The organism is Streptomyces sp. NPDC001157, assembly GCF_053598255.1.
The window spans coordinates 243306-259594 of sequence record NZ_JBSFJW010000005.1 but is presented as its reverse complement, the minus strand read 5'-3'; the positions used below and the strand labels follow the sequence as shown (position 1 = coordinate 259594).

The window sequence follows — 16289 nt, the reverse complement described above, 5'->3', positions numbered from 1 at the left end:
ACGTTGACTCCATGCTCCGCTCCGGCTCCGACTGCTTGTCGTCGTCTGGCGCCCGGGACGGGGAAGTTGGCGCAATCTGACATGTGGTGCTCTGCCTGCGACTTCTACGCTCTTGGCGCTATCTGACGGTCGTCGAGGCCGTCGCCCGAAAGGCGAAGGGATCTGCCGTTCCGTGACCACCGACACCACCGCCTCTCCTTCGAACGAAGCCCACCAGGAGCTGGTACGCGCCCTGGAAGAACTCCACCGGGCGGCGGGGCACCCCGGCATGCGGAAGGTGAGCGCTCTGATCGCCGAGGGCGACCATCCGGCGGTCGTCAGCCACGAGGGAGTCCGCACGGCCCTGAAGGGCCTGACCGTCCCGCGCTGGGAGACCGTGCAGTCGATCGTGGCCGTGCTCGCCGCCGCCTGTGTCGATCCGCCGCGGGAGCCGGCGGCCGAGGTGGCGCGGTTCCTGCCCCTGTGGCGCGCGGTGCGGGAGGGGGAGCCCGGCGGCATGAAATCGGCCCGGGAACTGGCCCTGTCACAGGGCTGGGGCACGGACGACGGCCAGTGGACCGCCGAGGCGGTCGTCGGCGTGATGATCAACCCGTTCAATGCCATCGAGATCGACCCGTCGCTCGCGGTGCCGCACGAGCCCGTGATCTCGGAGGACGAATGGGTGCAGGTCGGTGTCCGCCTCATCGACGAGTACGGTGCCGAGTTCGCCCTGCGCGCTCTCCTGCGGACCCTGAAGGGCGACTACCTGGGTGCCGAGGAGGGCAGCCCCTTCGGCTACCACTATCCGGACCAGGAAGCGGTCGACATGCATACGGCCTTCCGCTACGGCTGCGACCGGCTCCTCGAACGCCTGGCGGTCGAGCCGAACCTCCTCCAGCGGTCGATCAGCGCCATGCACGCCGACGAGACCATGGACCGTGAGGACCGCATCGCGATGCTGAGCGCCGAGTCCGACGTGTCCTTGATGCGGGAGATCATGACTGCGAGCCCGGAGACCTGGCACGAACTCTCCGAAGAGGCCCACCATCAGATCTTCGGCTATCTCATCAAGGGAATCGGCCCGGTGGGCAGATTCGGACTTCCGCCGGACCAGCGGTTCCGCATCACCTGGCGCATCCCCGAGCCGCCCGCACCGTAGGTGCGCTCTGCCTTGAAGAGCGGACTGCCAGTGGTGTTCATGAAGGCCTCCCGTACAGAATCGGCGCGTGGACCGGGGGATCCTCGAACGTGAGCCCGAACTGGCACAGCTGGCCACGGCCGCACGGGAGGCGGCGGACGGGGCCGGCTCGGTGGTGCTCGTCTTCGGCGAGGCCGGCATCGGCAAGTCGAGCCTGGTCAAGGCCATGCCCGACCGACTCCCGCGGCAGGCCCGCGTGCTCGTCGGACAGTGCGACGACCTCGCCACCCGCCGACCCCTGGGCCCGTTCCGCGACCTCGTCGGCAGCGTCGGAGCCGAACTCGCCCGCGCCGTCACCGAGGGCGGCGACCGCCACCGCGTCTACGAGGCCCTGCACAGCGAGCTGGCCGTGACCCCGCACCCTGCGGTACTCGTCGTCGAGGACGTGCACTGGGCCGACGAGGCATCCCTGGACGCCCTGCGTTTCCTCGTCCGGCGCATGGAACGGCTGCCCGCCCTGCTCGTCCTCACCTACCGCGACGACGAGCTGAGCCGCGGACACCCCCTGCGCCACCTCCTCGGCCAGGTCTCCCGCGCACCCCGCGTGCACCGCCTGCCCCTGGCCCGGCTGTCCCTCGACGCGGTCCGCACACTCAGCGCGGCCGGCCGTCTCGACCCGGCTCAGGTCTACGAAGTCACGTCCGGGAACCCCTTCTTCGTCGCCGAGGTCCTCGCGTCCGGCGGTACCGGGGGAGTGCCCCCGACCGTCGTCGACGCCGTGCTCGCCCGGCTGCGGGGACTGGAACCTGCCACGGTCGACGCGCTGGAACAGCTCGCCGTCGTCCCCTCCGCGGTCGAACGCCCCCTGGTGGACGAGCTGTTGATCAAAGGCGTGGCCGTCCTCGCGGCGGCCGAGCAGCGCGGGCTGCTGGCAGTGACCCCGGAGCGGGTGGCGTTCCGGCACGAGCTGATCCGGCGGGCGGTCGCCGACTCCGTGCCCACCGCCCGGCGTATCGACCTCAACCGCAACGTCCTCGCGGCCCTCGTCGCCCGCCCCGGATCGGATGCCGCCCGCCTCGTCCACCACGCCGCCCAGGCCGGCGACCAGGACGCCATCGCCCGCTACGGGCCCGACGCGGCCCGGGACGCAGCCTCCGCCGGTGCCCACCGCGAGGCCGCCGCCCAGCTGCGGCTCGTCCTGGAGCAACGGCACCGCTACCCCCCGCCCGACCTCGCCGACCTGCTCGAACGCTACGCCGTGGAGAGTTACACCATCGCCGACTCGGCCGCCGCCGTCACCGCCCAGCGCGAGGCGGTCGCCCTGCGCCGCTCCCTCGGCGACACCCTCGCCCTCGGCGCCGACCTGCGCTGGCTCTCCCGTATCCACTGGTGGGCCGGGGACGCCGACGAGGCGCAGGACGCCGCCCGCGAGGCCGTCGCCGTCCTGGAACACGCCGGCGACGACCGGCTGCTGGCCCTTGCCGTCAGCAACATCGCCCAGCTGCGGATGCTGTCCGACCGCTACCCCGAGGCCGTCGAACACGCCGAACGCGCCATCGTGCTCGCCCAGAAGACGGACGACGCGGCGATCCTCTCGCACGCCCTCAACAACATGGGCACGGCACGCTGGCGCGGCGGAGACCCCGGCGGGCGGCACCAGCTGGAGGAGAGCCTCGGGGTCGCCCTGGACGCCGGCGAGGTCGAGCACGCCTGCCGCGCCTACGCCAACCTCATCTGGACCCTGCTCGACCACCTGCAGTACGCGGAGGCCGACCGCTTCCTGCTCCCGGCCATGGACCTGGCCGACCGCGCCGAACACCTCGGCTTCCTCACCTACCTCCATGTCGAGCTGGCCATACGCCGACTCGCCGCCGCCGACTGGGACGAGGCCGAGCGGCACGCCGAGTTCGGGATCCACGACTTCCTCCCTGCGCGCTGCCCGGCCCTGACCGTCCTCGCCCGTATCCGCACCCGCTGCGGCCGCCCCGGCGCCGACGAACTCCTCGCCGAGGCCCGGGAGATCGCCGTACGCACGCGGGAACTCCAGCGCACCGGCCCCGTGGCCGCCGCGCTCGCGGAGGCCGCCTGGCTGCGCGGCGACCACGCCGCCGTCGTCGAGGCGGTCGCCCCGGTGCACGCCCAGGCCCGCCATCTGGCAGGCGTCCCCTACCGAGCCGAACTCGGCTACTGGCTCGCCAAGGCCGGACACCCGGTCCCGGCGGACGACTCGGGGCACCCGTACGCGCTGCAGGCGCGCGGGCAGTGGCGGCGTGCCGCGGCCCTGTGGCACACGGCGGGCTGCCCCTACGAATACGCCGCCGCCCTCGCCGAGAGCCCGGAGCCCGACGACAAGCTCACCGCCCTCGCCCGGCTCGACGCGTTGGGTGCCGAGCCGCTCGCCCGGCTGGTCCGCGCCGAACTGCGCGGGCTCGGCGTGCGCCGCATCCCGCGCGGCCCGCTCGCCGCCACCCGCGGCAACCCGGCCGGTCTCACCGAACGCCAACTGCAGGTCATACGGCTGCTCGCCGAGGGCCTGACCAACTCCGAGATCGCCGCCCGGCTCGTCGTCTCCGTCCGCACCGTCGACAACCACGTCCGCGCGGTCCTCGACAAACTGGACGCACCCACCCGGCGGCACGCCGCCGCTCGCGCCGCGGAACTCGGACTGCTCGCCAACCGCGAAACGTAGGTATCCCGCGGGCCCGAGCTAGGTGACACGCACGGATGCCCCGGCCCGCGCAACCCGAGTAGAACGTGCGGATCGACCCGACTCCGAAAAAACGGGGGATATCCGTATGTCCAGCACACCCGCCCAGGCGGCACGCAGGGAACTCGCCGACTTCACCGGAGAGTTGATCGGACCCGAGGACTCCGGCTACGAACAGGCCCGCACCGTCTACAACGCGATGATCGACCGGCGCCCGGCACTCGTCGCACGCTGCGCCGACGCGGACGCCGTGGCCCGCGTCATCGGTTTCGCCCGCGCACACGACCTGCCCCTCGCCGTCCGCGGCGGCGGTCACCACGGCGCCGGTCTCGGCACCGTCGACGGCGGCGTGGTGGCCGACCTCTCACCCCTGAAGGACATCCACGTCGACCCCGTGGCCCGCTCTGTGCGGGTCGGCGGCGGCTGCGTCTGGGGCGAGGTGGACCGCGCCACCAACCCGCACGGCCTCGCCACCCCCAGTGGCATCGTGTCCACCACCGGCGTCGGAGGCCTCACCCTCGGCGGCGGACTCGGCCACCTGACCCGCAGGTGCGGACTGACCATCGACAACGTCCTCGCCGCCGACATCGTCCTGGCCGACGGCCGGCAGGTGCGCGCGAGCGCCGACGAGAACACCGACCTGTTCTGGGCCGTCCGCGGAGGCGGAGGCAACTTCGGCGTCGTCACCTCCTTCCTGTTCCGGCTGCACGAGGTCGGCACCGTCATCGGCGGCCCGACCTTCTGGCCCGTCGAGATCAGCCCCGAAGTCCTCAGCGCCTACCGGGACTTCCTCCCGAACGCACCGCGCGACCTGAACGCCTTCTTCCTGTACGGCACCGTCCCACCCGCCCCGCCGTTCCCCGAGGACATCCAACTGCGCAAGACGGCCGGCGTCGTCTGGTGCTACGCCGGCGACGACCCCGAGGCCGCCGCACGCGAGATGGCCCCGCTGCTCGACGCGCTGCCGACACCGATGCTGCACGCCGTCGGACCGATGCCCCACCCCGATCTGCAGTCGATGTTCGACGGGCTCTACCCGCCCGGCCACCAGTGGTACTGGCGCGCCGACTTCGTCAACGAGATCCCCGACGAGGCCGTCGAACTCCACGCCAAGTTCGGCGCGGAGGTGCCGACCGTCCAGTCGACCATGCACCTGTACCCGATCGACGGCGCAGCCCACGACGTGGGCCCCGACGACACCCCCTGGGCCTACCGGGGCGCCCAGTGGTCCACCGTCTACGCCGGAGTCGACCCCGACCCGGCGAGCGCGGAGCTCGTCAGGCGCTGGACCGTCGACTACTTCGAGGCCCTGCACCCGTACTCGGCGGGCGGCGCCTACGTGAACATGATGATGGACGAGGGGCAGGACCGCGTCCGGGCCAGCTACCGCGGCAACTACGACCGCCTGGCGAGGATCAAGGCCGACCGCGACCCGGACAACGTGTTCCGCCTCAACCAGAACATCCGGCCCAGCTGAACGAGGCGTCGATGAACGGGCGGTGCCCCGGGCGGGGGACGGGGCACCGCCGGGCCTCGGTTCACCAGGTGTCGACGAACGGGCGGTGTCCTGCCTCCGGTACGGGGCACCGCTCAAGCGCCGCAAGAATCCAGGCCCGCGACCCGGCCGGGTCGATCACCGCGTCGATCTCCAGCGCGGCCGCCGCGTTGACCGCCTTCCCGCGTTCGTACAACTCGGCGACCCGCTCCTCGAAGACACGCGCACGCTCGGCCGGGTCCGTGATCGCCGCCAGCTCCCTGCGGTAGCCGAGCCGCACCGCACCCTCAAGACCCATCCCGCCGAACTCACCGCTCGGCCAGGCCGCCGTGGCCAGCGGGGCCCGCGTGGAGCCGCCCATCATGGCCATCGCCCCCAGCCCGTACGCCTTGCGCAGCACCAGACTCACCAGCGGCACCCGCAGATTGGCGCCCGCCACGAACAGCCGCGCGAAGTGCCGTACGGTGGCGGTCCGTTCGGCGTCCGGGCCGACCATGAAACCCGGGGTGTCGCACAGCGAGACCACCGGCAGCCCGAACGCGTCGCACAACTGCAGGAACCGCGCCGCCTTGTCGGCCGCGTCCCGGTCGATCGCCCCGCCCAGATGCGCAGGGTTGCTGGCCAGCAGCCCCAGCGGCCGCCCCTCGATCCGCACCAGACAGGTCAGCACACCCACGCCGAACTCCGGCCGCAGCTCCAGCACCGAGTCCCGGTCCGCGAGCCCGGTGACCGCCGCCCGCACGTCGTAGGCCCGCCGCCGGCTCTCCGGCACCACCTGCCGCAGCAGCCGTTGGTCCGACGCCTCCCAACTCCCTTGCCCCCCTTGGAAGTACGACAGGTACCGGCGAGCCACCCGCACGGCCTCCGCCTCGTCGGCGACCGCCACGTCCACCACCCCGTTCGGCACCTGCACCGACAGCGGCCCCACCTCCTCCGGCCGGAACACGCCGAGCCCGCCGCCCTCGATCATCGCGGGCCCGCCCATCCCGATCGTCGCGTCGGGCGTGGCGATCACGACGTCACAGCAGCCCAGCAGCGCCGCGTTGCCGGCGAAACACCGCCCGGAGACGATGCCGACCAGGGGGACCAGCCCGCTGAGCCGCCCCATCCGCTGGAAGGTGGTCACGTCAAGGCCCGCCACCGACGTGGTGTCGGTGTCCCCCGGCCGGCCGCCGCCGCCCTCCGCGAACAGCACCACAGGCAGTCGCCGCTCCTCGGCGATCTCCAGCATCCGATCCGTCTTGCGGTGGTTCTGCAGCCCCTGGGTGCCGGCGAGAACCGTGTAGTCGTACGACATCGTCACGCACGGCCGGCCGTTGATCTGCCCGGTGCCGGTGACCATGCCGTCGGCCGGCGTCGACCTGATCAGGTCCTCCAGCGGGCGGCGGCTGCGCTGGGCCGCGATCGCGAGGGCGCCGAACTCGGTGAAACTGCCCGGGTCGCACAGGTCCTCGATGTTCTCGCGGGCGGTGCGCCTGCCGAGGGCGCGCCGCCCCGCGACCGCCTCCGGCCGGTTCTCGTCGAGACCGAAGGAGTGCCGCCGCACGACCTCGGCGAGGTCCGCGCGCACGGCATCCGGATCGACCGGCTCCGCAGCGGGCCCCTCGCCCTGCGCACCGTCGAGGTCGTCCAGAGTGGCCAACGGGGAGCCCTCGCCGACCGTTTCGCCCACGCGTGCGTGCACCAGCCGTACCACTGCGGAACCGGGAGCCCGCACCACGTGCTCCATCTTCATCGCCTCCAGCACCAGCAACTGCTGCCCGGCCCGCACCGGTTCACCGGGGGAGACGTCGACGGAGACGACGGTGCCGCTGAGCGGCGCGACGACCGTACCGTCCAAGGCCCCTTCCTCGGCGGTCACATGGGCCTGCGCAAGCTCCGCCACCACACCCGTGTTCGCCCAGAACCGCGGCCGCGCCAGCACCTCTCGCAGCAGCGGAACCCCTGTCCGCACCCCTTCCACGGCGAACTCGCCCAGCGCCCGCCGCGCCCGCCCGCACGCGGCCTCGACCCCGCCGGACGGCACATGCGCGACGACCTTCGCGAGCAACGGGTCGTAGCGGTGACCGACTTCAACCCCCGTCCGGATCGCCGTGTCGACTCGCACCCCGGGACCGGTGGGCACGTCGAAGCGGGTGATCCGACCGGCCGATTCGGCGCTGACCCGCGCCTGCACCGCGAACCCGAGGGGCGGTGCGGGTGGTCCCGACAGCCCCAGTTCCTCCAGCGTGGCCCCGGCGGCGAGGCGCAGTTGTACGGCGACCAGGTCCAGGCCCGTCACCTCCTCGGTGACCGTGTGCTCCACCTGGAGGCGCGGGTTGGCCTCGATGAAGTGGAACCGGTCGCCCAGGACCAGGAATTCGAAGGTGACCAGGCTCGAACAGCGCGCGGCCGTCGCCAACCGCAGCGCACTGTTGAGGATCTTCTCCCGTACCGCGTCCGGCAGTTCGGGTGCGGGCGCGATCTCGATCAGCTTCTGGTGGCGCCGCTGGGCGCTGCAGTCCCGGTCCCAGAGGTGTGTGACGGCACCCGTGGCGTCCCCGACGACCTGCACCTCGATGTGCCGGGCGCCCTCCAGCAGCCGTTCCACGTACAACTCGCCCCGCGCGAAGCCCTGTTCCGCTTCCGAACGGCACCGCTCCCAGGCCTCCTCCAGCTCCTCGGCCCGCCGCACGACCCGCATCCCGCGCCCGCCGCCCCCGCCGACGGCCTTGATCATCACGGGCCCGTCCGCGAGGAACGCCCGCGCCTCCGGCAGACCACCATGAGCCCCGGGGAGAACCGGAACCCCGGTGGCGACAGCCAGTTCACGGGCCCGCACCTTGTCCCCGAAGACCTCCAGCACATCGGGCGAGGGTCCGACGAACGTGATCCCGGCATCCAGGCACCGCCGCGCGAAGTCCGCGTCCTCGCTCAGGAAGCCGTAACCGGGATGCAGGAAACGGCAGCCGGCCCCGGTCGCAGCCTTGATGAGCCCGTCCCCGTCCAGGTAGCCGCTCAACGGCACGGCCTCGTCGGCCAGTCGGACATGCAGGTCGTCGCCCTCGGCGTACACCGCGACCGTGCGCAGTCCGGATTCCGCGGCGGTCCGCAGGACGCGTACGGCGATCTCTCCGCGGTTGGCGACGAGTACGGCACTCATGTGTGAGCCCTCCAGGACGTCATCGACCGGCCCCGTCATGCTCATTGACATTGACGTCAACGTCAATACGCTCGCCGTGTGGCACGCACACACAAGGCCTGGGCGGTCCGCACCGCCCGCGACCGCACGGAGGCCCCGGCTCGCGGACGGCTCCTCGACGCTGCCGAGGCCGTGTTCGCCCGGCTCGGCCACGGCCCGGCCACCGTCGCCGACATCACCGCCGAGGCGGAGATCTCCCGCGCGGGCTTCTACGTCTACTTCGCCTCCAAGGAGGAGATCTTCCGCGTGCTCGCGGTCCGGGTGCGGGACGCCTTCCTGGCCGCGCAGGACGTACCCGGGATCGACACGGACGACATCGACGTCGTCGCCGAGGCGTCCGTCGGGGCCTTCATGGCCGCGTATGTCCGACATCTGCCGCTGCTGGGCCAGTTGGAGCAGCAGGCCCGCACCGACCCGGACCTACGGCAGCTGTGGGAGGAGGTCCGCGAACGGCCCGTCCACCGCCACGCCCGCTACATCCGCCGCCTCGTCGACCAGGGCCGGGCCGCCCCGGCCGCCGAACCCCTCGCAGTGGCCCGCGCGGTGGGCGGGATGTGCGTCGAGTTCGCCCGAGTGACCGCAGAACGGCCGGACCTGTACGACGCCGCGGTCCGCGACGTCACCGCCCTCTATCTGCACCTGCTGGGAGTCGCATGAAGCCTGCCGAGCAGTACCTCGCCGACCTGCGCGCCCGCTGGGCGAAGTCCCGCCGGGGCAGACAGCCGGACACGGTGACGCATCGCGCCGGGGAACGGACCGTGCCGGGCTATGTACGGCACTGGGCGCGGGAGACACCCGACCGGCCCGCGTTCGTCGCCCACGGCCAGACCCTCACCTACCGCGAACTCGACGACGCGGTCGACCGGTTGGCGGGCTGGCTCGACAGCCGAAGAGTACGGCCCGGGGACCGGGTGGCGGTCCACCTGCCCAACAGCGTGTTCTTCGCCGTCGCGTTCCTGGCGATCCTGCGGCTCGGTGCGGTCCATGTGCCGGTCAACCCGATGTTCAAGGCGGCGGAGATACGGCACGAGATCGACGACTCCGGCGCCGAACTGGTGCTGTCCTTCGAGCCGTTGCGGGACGTGCTGGCCGAGGCGCTCGACGGCACCGGCGCACGCGCGGTCCTGCTGGAGGACGAGTGGCCCGCCATCATGGAGCACCCGCCCCTGGCCGCCCCCGCCGACGACCTCGACGCGCTCGCCGCCCTCAACTACACCGGCGGCACCACCGGACTGCCCAAAGGCGTCGAGCACACCCAGCGCCACATGGTCTACACGGCCACCGCCATCCAGAACGGCATGCCCGGCGCGGAGGACGGCATCGTCTCCCTGTGCCACCTGCCCGTCTTCTGGATCGCGGGCGAGAACCTCGGTCTCCTCGCCCCACTGGTCTCCGGCGGCACCGGAGTGCTGCTGACCCGCTGGGACCCCGCCGCCGTGCTGGAGGCCGTCGAGACGCACCGTGTCACCACCATGGCCGGAACCGTGGAGAACTACCTCGAACTCCTCGACCACCCCGACTTCACGCATCGCGACCTGAGCAGCCTCACCGCCCCGCTCGCCATCTCCTTCATCCGCAAACTCACCCCCGAAGTGCGCGCACGCTGGCGGCAGGCCACCGGCGGCACCCTGCGTGAGGCCTCGTACGGCATGACCGAGACCCACACCAGCGACACCAACACCCTCGGCTTCCAGGACGGCGACCACGACCTGCTCGGCGACCCCGTGTTCTGCGGACTGCCGGTGCCCGGCACCGAGTTCATGGTCGTCGACTTCACGACCCGCGAGCCGCTGCCGCTGGGGGAACCCGGCGAGATCGTCGTCCGCGGCCCCTCCGTCCTCACCCGCTACTGGCGCGCACCCGAGGCCACCGCGCGTGCGCTGCGCGACGGCTGGCTGCACACCGGGGACATCGGCAGCCTCGACGAGGACGGCTGTCTGCGCTACCTCGGCCGGAACAAGGACATGATCAAGGTGAAGGGGATGAGCGTCTTCCCGACCGAGGTCGAGAACCTGCTCGGCCGCCACCCCGAGGTGCTCGCGGCGGCCGTGGTCGCCGTCGAGGACGAACACAGCGGACAGCTGCCGTACGCCTTCGTACGGACCGCACCCGGCTCCGCGCTGACCGCCGACGAGCTGCGCGTCTGGGCGAAGGGGGCGATGGCGACGTACAAGGTGCCGCTGGTCGAGATCGTGCCCGAGCTGCCCCTCACGCCGACGGGAAAGATCAGGAAGACGGAGCTGAGCGCGCGAGCCAGTCGTACGCGGCGCGCGCCGTGAACTCTCCCTGACCGCCGCGCAGCAGCAGGTCCGCGGTGGCGAACTCCGGGGTGTCGGCCTGTGCGGCCACGTACGGGATCGCGATGCAGCGCATGCCGGCGGCGTGCGCTGCGACGGCGCCGGGGGCGGCGTCCTCCAGGACCACACAGTCGGCCGGGGTCGCCCCGAGGCGCCGGGCAGCCTCCAGGAAGACGTCCGGGGCCGGCTTGCCGCGAGGCACCTCGTCGGCCGAGACGACGGTGCGCAGGTACGCGTCCAGGCCGGTACCGGCCAGGATCGCCTCGATCGCCTCCGGCGACGACCCCGAGGCCACGGCCATCGGGACATCCTCGGTCGCGAGCAGCTCCACGAACTTCCGCATCTCCGGGTACGCGCGCGTGGCGGTGCGGGCCAGCTCCAGATAGCGGCGGTCGGTGTCGGCGAGGAGCTCGTCGACGGGGGCCGCGAGGCCGTACTCCTGCTTCCACAGGGCGGCCGTCTCCAGGGTGCTGACCCCGACGTACCGCTCGTGCTCCGCCCACGTGAAGTCCGGGACGCCGTGCTCGGCGAGGGTCTGCCGACCCGCTTCGTAGTAGTTCGGCTCGCTGTCCACGAGCGTTCCATCGAGATCGAAGATGACCGAAGTGGCACCGAACCTGCTCATGGCTCCAGCATGGCAGCGCACCAGGGCAAGGTCATTTGCGGGCCGCACGGCCGATCGACTCGACCAGCGGCAGCAGCCGCTGCGGGACGCGCTCGCGCAGGGCAACCTCGGTGCGGGTGCGGACGACGCCGGGCAGGCTGATCAGCTTCTGGATCACGTCCTCCAGGTGGGCGTTGTCGCGCGCCACGACCCGGGTCAGCAGATCGCCGCCGCCCGTGATGGAGAAGGCCTCGACGATCTCCGGCACGGAGGCCAGCGCCTCACCCACGTCGTCCAGATGCCCCTGGGTGACCTCGATGTGCACGAACGCCAGCACCGGGTGACCGAGCGCGGCGGGGGAGAGCGTCGGGCCCGTGCCGGTGATCACACCGTCCCGCTCCAGCCGGTCGAGGCGGGCCTGCAGGGTGCCGCGGGCGACGCCCAGGATCCGGGCGTACTCGCGCACGCTCGTGCGCGGCTGCTCCATCAGCAGCCGCAGGATACGGGTGTCGAGCTCGTCGACGGCCATGATGCTCGGCCTCCTCGTACATGGTCCGTTGGCTCGCTCATGGTCGCCGACAGACCGATATGTCTGTGCCAATGGTCCAGCATATTCGAAGCCACTTGAGCCAACCGAAGGCTTGATGGTGCAATGCTCGAGTCGATGGCGCTGCGGACCCCGCGGCGCCTTTTTCGTGCCGGTGATGTCGAGGGGCGGGAAGCAGTGCTGAAGAGGGTGTTCGTGGCGCCGGATCCGGGGCGGATGCGGCTGCGCTTCGCCGCGCGGGCGGTCCTCGGCATCGGGCTCGCGGTCGTCGTCTGCGGTCTGGCCGGGCTCTCCCTCGTCGGCGCCGTCACCGGCGGACTGGCCGCGCTGCTCGCCCTGTTCACCGTCACGGATGCCACCGTCCGCGGGCAGGCCGTCAGCACCGCGCTGCTGCCCGCCGTCGGACTGCCGGTGCTCGCCGCCGCGGCCGGGCTGCACGACCATCCCGTGGCCCGCGACCTCACTTTCCTCGCCGTCATCGGCGCGGGCGTGTACGCGCGCCGCTTCGGCCCGCGCGGACACAGCCTCGGCGTCTTCGCGTTCATGACCTTCTTCGTGGCGCAGTTCCTGCACGCCACCACGGACCGGCTGCCCGAGCTGTACGCCGCTGTCCTCGTGTCCGTGCTCAGCGCCTCCGCGGTCCGCTTCGGCCTGTGGTGCTACGAGACCAAGCTCCCCCCGGCACCCGTGCCCGCCCCGCCCGCCGGCACCGGCCTGGCACGCGTCACCACCCGCCAGGCGGTCCAGGCCACCGCGGGCGCGGGCTTGGCACTCGTCGTGGGCCAGCTGGTGTCCGGGCAGCGCTGGTACTGGGCCGTCGGCGCCACCTGGTGGATCTTCGTCAACACCGCCTCGCGCGGCGAGACCCTGGTCCGCGGCTTCCGCCGGGTCCTCGGCACGGTGATCGGCATCGGCCTCGGCCCGCTGATCGCCGTCCCCGTGCACGGAGCCGCCGTGCCCACGGCCGCGCTCCTCGCCGTCTGCGTCTTCGGCATCTTCTACACGGCAGCGGTGTCCTACACCTGGATGATGCTCTGGGTCACGCTCCTCGCCGAACTCCTCTACGGCCTCCTGGGCGTGCTGAACCCGGGCCTGCTGGCCCTGCGCCTCGCGGAGACCGGCGTCGGCGCGCTCGGCGCCGTACTCGCCGTGCTCTTCGTCCTGCCCGTCACCACGCACACCATCACCGACGCCTGGATCCAGCGCGCCCTGCGCTGCGTGCACGCCTGCACGGCACAGGCCGCCGCGCGGCTCGCGGGCGCCGTGGATGCCGACCCGGCGCAACGCGTCGCGGAACTGGAGCAGCTCCTGGGCCGCGTACGGCTGTCCGTCGCACCTCTCGTCCACCCGCTCAACCCGATGCTCGGCCGCAAACGGCGCGCCCGCCGGGTCCTGGCCCTGCTCGACGACTGCGCCCGCGAGACCCGGGGTCTGGTCGCCGTCGCGGCCGACCCGGAGGCCTCCCACGACGCCCGACTGGCGGCCGCCTGCTGGCGCGTGGAGGCGGCGGTGGAGGCGCTCACCGGCGGCGAACAAGCCCGCATCGACCTCGCCGCCCAGGCCCCCGCGGCGGAACCCGCGCTGGCCCACCTCCACGGCCTGGAACGGGCCCTCGCGGAACTGGCCGCACCGCTGCGGACGCCGTCGGGGTCGCCGCTCGTCGGTGCGTGACGCCGCCCGGACCGAGGGCCCGCTTTTCGGCCGGGGCCCGGGAGCAGCCCCCGGAACAAAGCAGTGAATAAAGCAGTATCGGCCATCTACAGGGTGGATCAGGCCACCGTGCGGGTAACCCCGCCGCTATCGGACGCCCGACCCCCGAGGGCCGCGCGGGAGCGGTCCACGGGCGTGCCGCCTGGGGGTGTGCCATGCGGAACTTCCCGCACCGGGACGGACGCCGGAAACCTGATTCCGGGAACCGCCCGCTGCCCCGGCCGGACGAGCCGGGCGGCTGGCTGGAGCGGATCGAGACCGCTTGCTGTCCAGGGTCCCTCTCCCAAGTGACGGGACTGCGCGGGCGGTTGCTCACCGGCGGCCCGCCCGCCCCTGTGCGATGCGATCCGCCCCCGTTCGAACTCCTGCGCGCAGCCGCCGAGTTCCTCACGTTGCACCACACCGAGGAACGGCTCGGCGACCCCGCCCGCCGTATCGCCGCCGCTCACGCCGAGATCGCGGCAACCGGCACCTACCGCCACACCACGCCGGAGCTCGTCTTCGGCGCCCGGGTGGCCTGGCGCAATGCCAACCGGTGCATCGGGCGGCTGTACTGGCGCTCCCTGCGGGTGCGCGACCTGCGTGATGTGCGCAGTGCGGACGCCGTGGCCGAGGCGTCCGCGGGGCATCTGCGGGAGGCCACCCGCGACGGCCGGATCCGTGCCCTCATCTCGGTCTTCGCACCCGACGAACCCGGCCGCCCCGGACCTCGCATCTGGAACGAACAGCTCGTCCGCTACGCCGGCCACACCCGCCCCGACGGCACGGTCACCGGCGACCCGCGCAACGCCGGCATCACGACCCTCGCCCTCCGCCTCGGCTGGCCCGGCGGCCCCGGTACCCCCTTCGACGTCCTGCCGCTGATCGTCCAGGGCGCCGGCGACGAACGGCCCCACTGGTTCGACGTACCGGAGGACGCCGTACTCGAAGTCGACCTCACGCACCCCGAGTACGACTGGTGGCCCACGCTCGGCCTGCGCTGGCACGCGGTTCCCGCGCTCGCCAACATGTGCCTGGAGATCGGCGGGATCTGCTATCCGGCGGCCCCCTTCAACGGCTGGTACATGGGCACCGAGATCGGTGCCCGCAACCTCGCCGACGCCGACCGCTACGACCTCCTGCCCCACATCGCCGGCCGCCTCGGTCTCGACACCCGCTCCGACCGCACGCTCTGGAAGGACCGCGCCCTCGTCGAGCTGAACCGCTCCGTGCTGCACTCCTTCGACCGCGCGGGCGTCACCGTCACCGACCATCACACCGAGTCCCGGCGCTTCCTCGACCACCTCGGCCGCGAGGAGCGCAAGGGCCGCCGGGTGGGCGCCGACTGGTCGTGGATCGTGCCGCCGATCTCCGGCAGCACCACGCCCGTCTTCCACCGCACCTACGACACCGTCGAGCACCGCCCCGCCTACGTCCACCACCCCGAGGCCCTCGCCCGGGCCCGCGGTGAAACAGGCGCTTCGGTTGCGGCCCGGCCACATACCCCGCGTATGGTCTAGACCGCTGGTGATCGACTGCTAACGTCGCCCCGACGGCACAGGACCGAGAGGGGACAGCGGTGACAGACGGCGGCGGGCGGCGACGGCGGGCCTTCATCGGGTCGTTCACGGCGGCGGGAGGCCCCGGGATCGTGACCGCGGCCGTGGCCCCGGACAGCGGTGCACTGACCGCGCTGAGCAGCGTGGACGGCGTACCCGACCCCTCCTACCTGGCACCCGCGCCCGACGGGCGGACCCTCTACGCGGTCAGTGAGACCGCCGAGGGCGCGGTGGCCGCGTACCGGGTGACGGGGGACCGGCCGGAGAAGGCAGGCGCGCCGGTCCCGGTCGGCGGGAACAGCCCCACGCACCTCAGCGTGTTCGCCGGCCACGTCCTGACCGCCAACTACGGCTCCGGCAGCGTCACCGCCGTGCCCGTCCGCTCCGACGGCAGCCTCGCCGGCGCCGCGTCCGATGTCCTCCAGCACAAGGGGTCGGGCCCGCACACCTTGCGCCAGCAGGGGCCGCACGCCCACCAGGTGCAGCCCGACCCGACCGGGCGGTGGGCCGTCAGCGTCGACCTCGGCACGGACTCGGTCCGGGTGTGCACGCTGACCGGCGGCCGCCTCGAAGTGCACCGGGAGATCGCCCTGCGGCCCGGCTCCGGACCGCGCCACCTGGCCTTCCACCCGGACGGCACGCGCGCGTACGTCCTCAACGAACTCACCCCGACCCTCACCGTCTGCCGCTGGGACGCAGGTGAGGGCTCCCTGGTGCCGCTCACCGAGCGGCATGTCCTGCGCGACGCCCCGACCGGCGACGCCTACCCGTCCGGCATCGCCGCCTCCCCCGACGGCCGCTTCGTGTGGACCGCCACCCGCGGCGAGGACGTCCTGTCCACCTTCGCCGTCGACGGCGACGCGCTGCAGCTGATCGGCACGGTCCCCTGCGGCGGCCACTGGCCCCGCGCGATCGCCGAGTCGGGAGGATTCCTCTACGTCGCCAACGAACGCTCCGGCGAGGTGACCTGGTTCGCCCTCGACCCGTCCACGGGTCTGCCGCGCTACGAGGGCGCCCTCGCGGTTCCGGCCGCGTCCTGCGTGGTCTTCGGCTGAACGGACGCGCGAGCGGCCGGGGCGGCCGTGCCCCGAAG

Annotated in this window: 11 protein-coding genes; 8 read left to right on the top strand and 3 right to left on the bottom strand. The window is 72.7% G+C overall.

Going from position 1 to position 16289, the window contains the following annotated elements:
• Positions 1-172: 172 nt before the first annotated feature.
• The 3 genes from ACWDAG_RS11690 to ACWDAG_RS11680 all read left to right on the top strand — a co-directional run bounded on the left by ACWDAG_RS11690 (position 173) and on the right by ACWDAG_RS11680 (position 5301).
• Positions 173-1138: a hypothetical protein gene (locus tag ACWDAG_RS11690; protein WP_450695408.1), complete on the top strand. Its 966-nt coding sequence runs from the start codon at positions 173-175 to the stop codon at positions 1136-1138.
• 67 nt (positions 1139-1205) lie between these two features.
• Positions 1206-3806, top strand: coding sequence for an AAA family ATPase (locus ACWDAG_RS11685; protein WP_450695407.1), 2601 nt, complete (start codon positions 1206-1208; stop codon positions 3804-3806).
• Positions 3807-3912: 106 nt separating this feature from the next.
• Positions 3913-5301, top strand: a complete 1389-nt coding sequence (locus tag ACWDAG_RS11680; protein ID WP_450695406.1) for an FAD-binding oxidoreductase — start codon at positions 3913-3915, stop codon at positions 5299-5301.
• 61 nt (positions 5302-5362) lie between these two features.
• Here ACWDAG_RS11680 and ACWDAG_RS11675 read toward each other — a convergent pair whose 3' ends face one another.
• A complete protein-coding gene (locus ACWDAG_RS11675; RefSeq protein ID WP_450695405.1) occupies positions 5363-8461 on the bottom strand; it encodes a carboxyl transferase domain-containing protein in 3099 nt (1032 codons plus the stop codon).
• Positions 8462-8539: 78 nt separating this feature from the next.
• On the opposite strand from ACWDAG_RS11675, the gene ACWDAG_RS11670 reads away from it, so the two are divergent.
• Both ACWDAG_RS11670 and ACWDAG_RS11665 read left to right on the top strand, forming a co-directional pair.
• Positions 8540-9157, top strand: a complete 618-nt coding sequence (locus tag ACWDAG_RS11670) for a TetR/AcrR family transcriptional regulator (RefSeq protein ID WP_450695404.1) — start codon at positions 8540-8542, stop codon at positions 9155-9157.
• Entirely contained in the window at positions 9154-10779 is a 1626-nt protein-coding gene (locus ACWDAG_RS11665; RefSeq protein ID WP_450695403.1) for an AMP-binding protein, read from the top strand. Before ACWDAG_RS11670 ends, ACWDAG_RS11665 begins: the two co-directional genes overlap by 4 nt.
• On the opposite strand, the gene ACWDAG_RS11660 is transcribed toward ACWDAG_RS11665, so the two are convergent.
• Together ACWDAG_RS11660 and ACWDAG_RS11655 are read right to left on the bottom strand one after the other, a co-directional pair.
• Complete coding sequence (locus ACWDAG_RS11660) at positions 10727-11422, bottom strand: HAD family hydrolase (protein WP_450695402.1); 696 nt, start codon at positions 11420-11422, stop codon at positions 10727-10729. The genes ACWDAG_RS11665 and ACWDAG_RS11660 overlap by 53 nt on opposite strands.
• A 31-nt stretch (positions 11423-11453) precedes the next feature.
• Positions 11454-11930 carry an Lrp/AsnC family transcriptional regulator gene (locus ACWDAG_RS11655; RefSeq protein WP_030931193.1) on the bottom strand — a complete coding sequence of 159 codons (477 nt, stop codon included), beginning with the start codon at positions 11928-11930 and terminating at the stop codon, positions 11454-11456.
• Between the two features lie 195 nt (positions 11931-12125).
• Here ACWDAG_RS11655 and ACWDAG_RS11650 point away from each other — a divergent pair, with 195 nt between their 5' ends.
• The 3 genes from ACWDAG_RS11650 to ACWDAG_RS11640 all read left to right on the top strand — a co-directional run bounded on the left by ACWDAG_RS11650 (position 12126) and on the right by ACWDAG_RS11640 (position 16251).
• A complete protein-coding gene (locus tag ACWDAG_RS11650; protein WP_450695573.1) occupies positions 12126-13619 on the top strand; it encodes an FUSC family protein in 1494 nt (497 codons plus the stop codon).
• A 374-nt stretch (positions 13620-13993) separates the two neighbouring features.
• Positions 13994-15157: a nitric oxide synthase oxygenase gene (locus ACWDAG_RS11645; protein WP_450695572.1), complete on the top strand. Its 1164-nt coding sequence runs from the start codon at positions 13994-13996 to the stop codon at positions 15155-15157.
• A gap of 59 nt (positions 15158-15216) precedes the next feature.
• Entirely contained in the window at positions 15217-16251 is a 1035-nt protein-coding gene (locus ACWDAG_RS11640) for a lactonase family protein (RefSeq protein WP_450695401.1), read from the top strand.
• The last annotated feature ends 38 nt before the right edge of the window (positions 16252-16289 follow it).

What these genes read in the sequence shown, in the direction of transcription:
- ACWDAG_RS11680 (WP_450695406.1), top strand. Translation starts at nt 3,913, where the DNA reads ATGTCCAGCACACCCGCCCAGGCGGCACGCAGGGAACTCGCCGACTTC.
- ACWDAG_RS11675 (WP_450695405.1), bottom strand. Translation starts at nt 8,461, where the DNA reads ATGAGTGCCGTACTCGTCGCCAACCGCGGAGAGATCGCCGTACGCGTC.
- ACWDAG_RS11665 (WP_450695403.1), top strand. Translation starts at nt 9,154, where the DNA reads ATGAAGCCTGCCGAGCAGTACCTCGCCGACCTGCGCGCCCGCTGGGCG.
- ACWDAG_RS11660 (WP_450695402.1), bottom strand. Translation starts at nt 11,422, where the DNA reads ATGAGCAGGTTCGGTGCCACTTCGGTCATCTTCGATCTCGATGGAACG.
- ACWDAG_RS11655 (WP_030931193.1), bottom strand. Translation starts at nt 11,930, where the DNA reads ATGGCCGTCGACGAGCTCGACACCCGTATCCTGCGGCTGCTGATGGAG.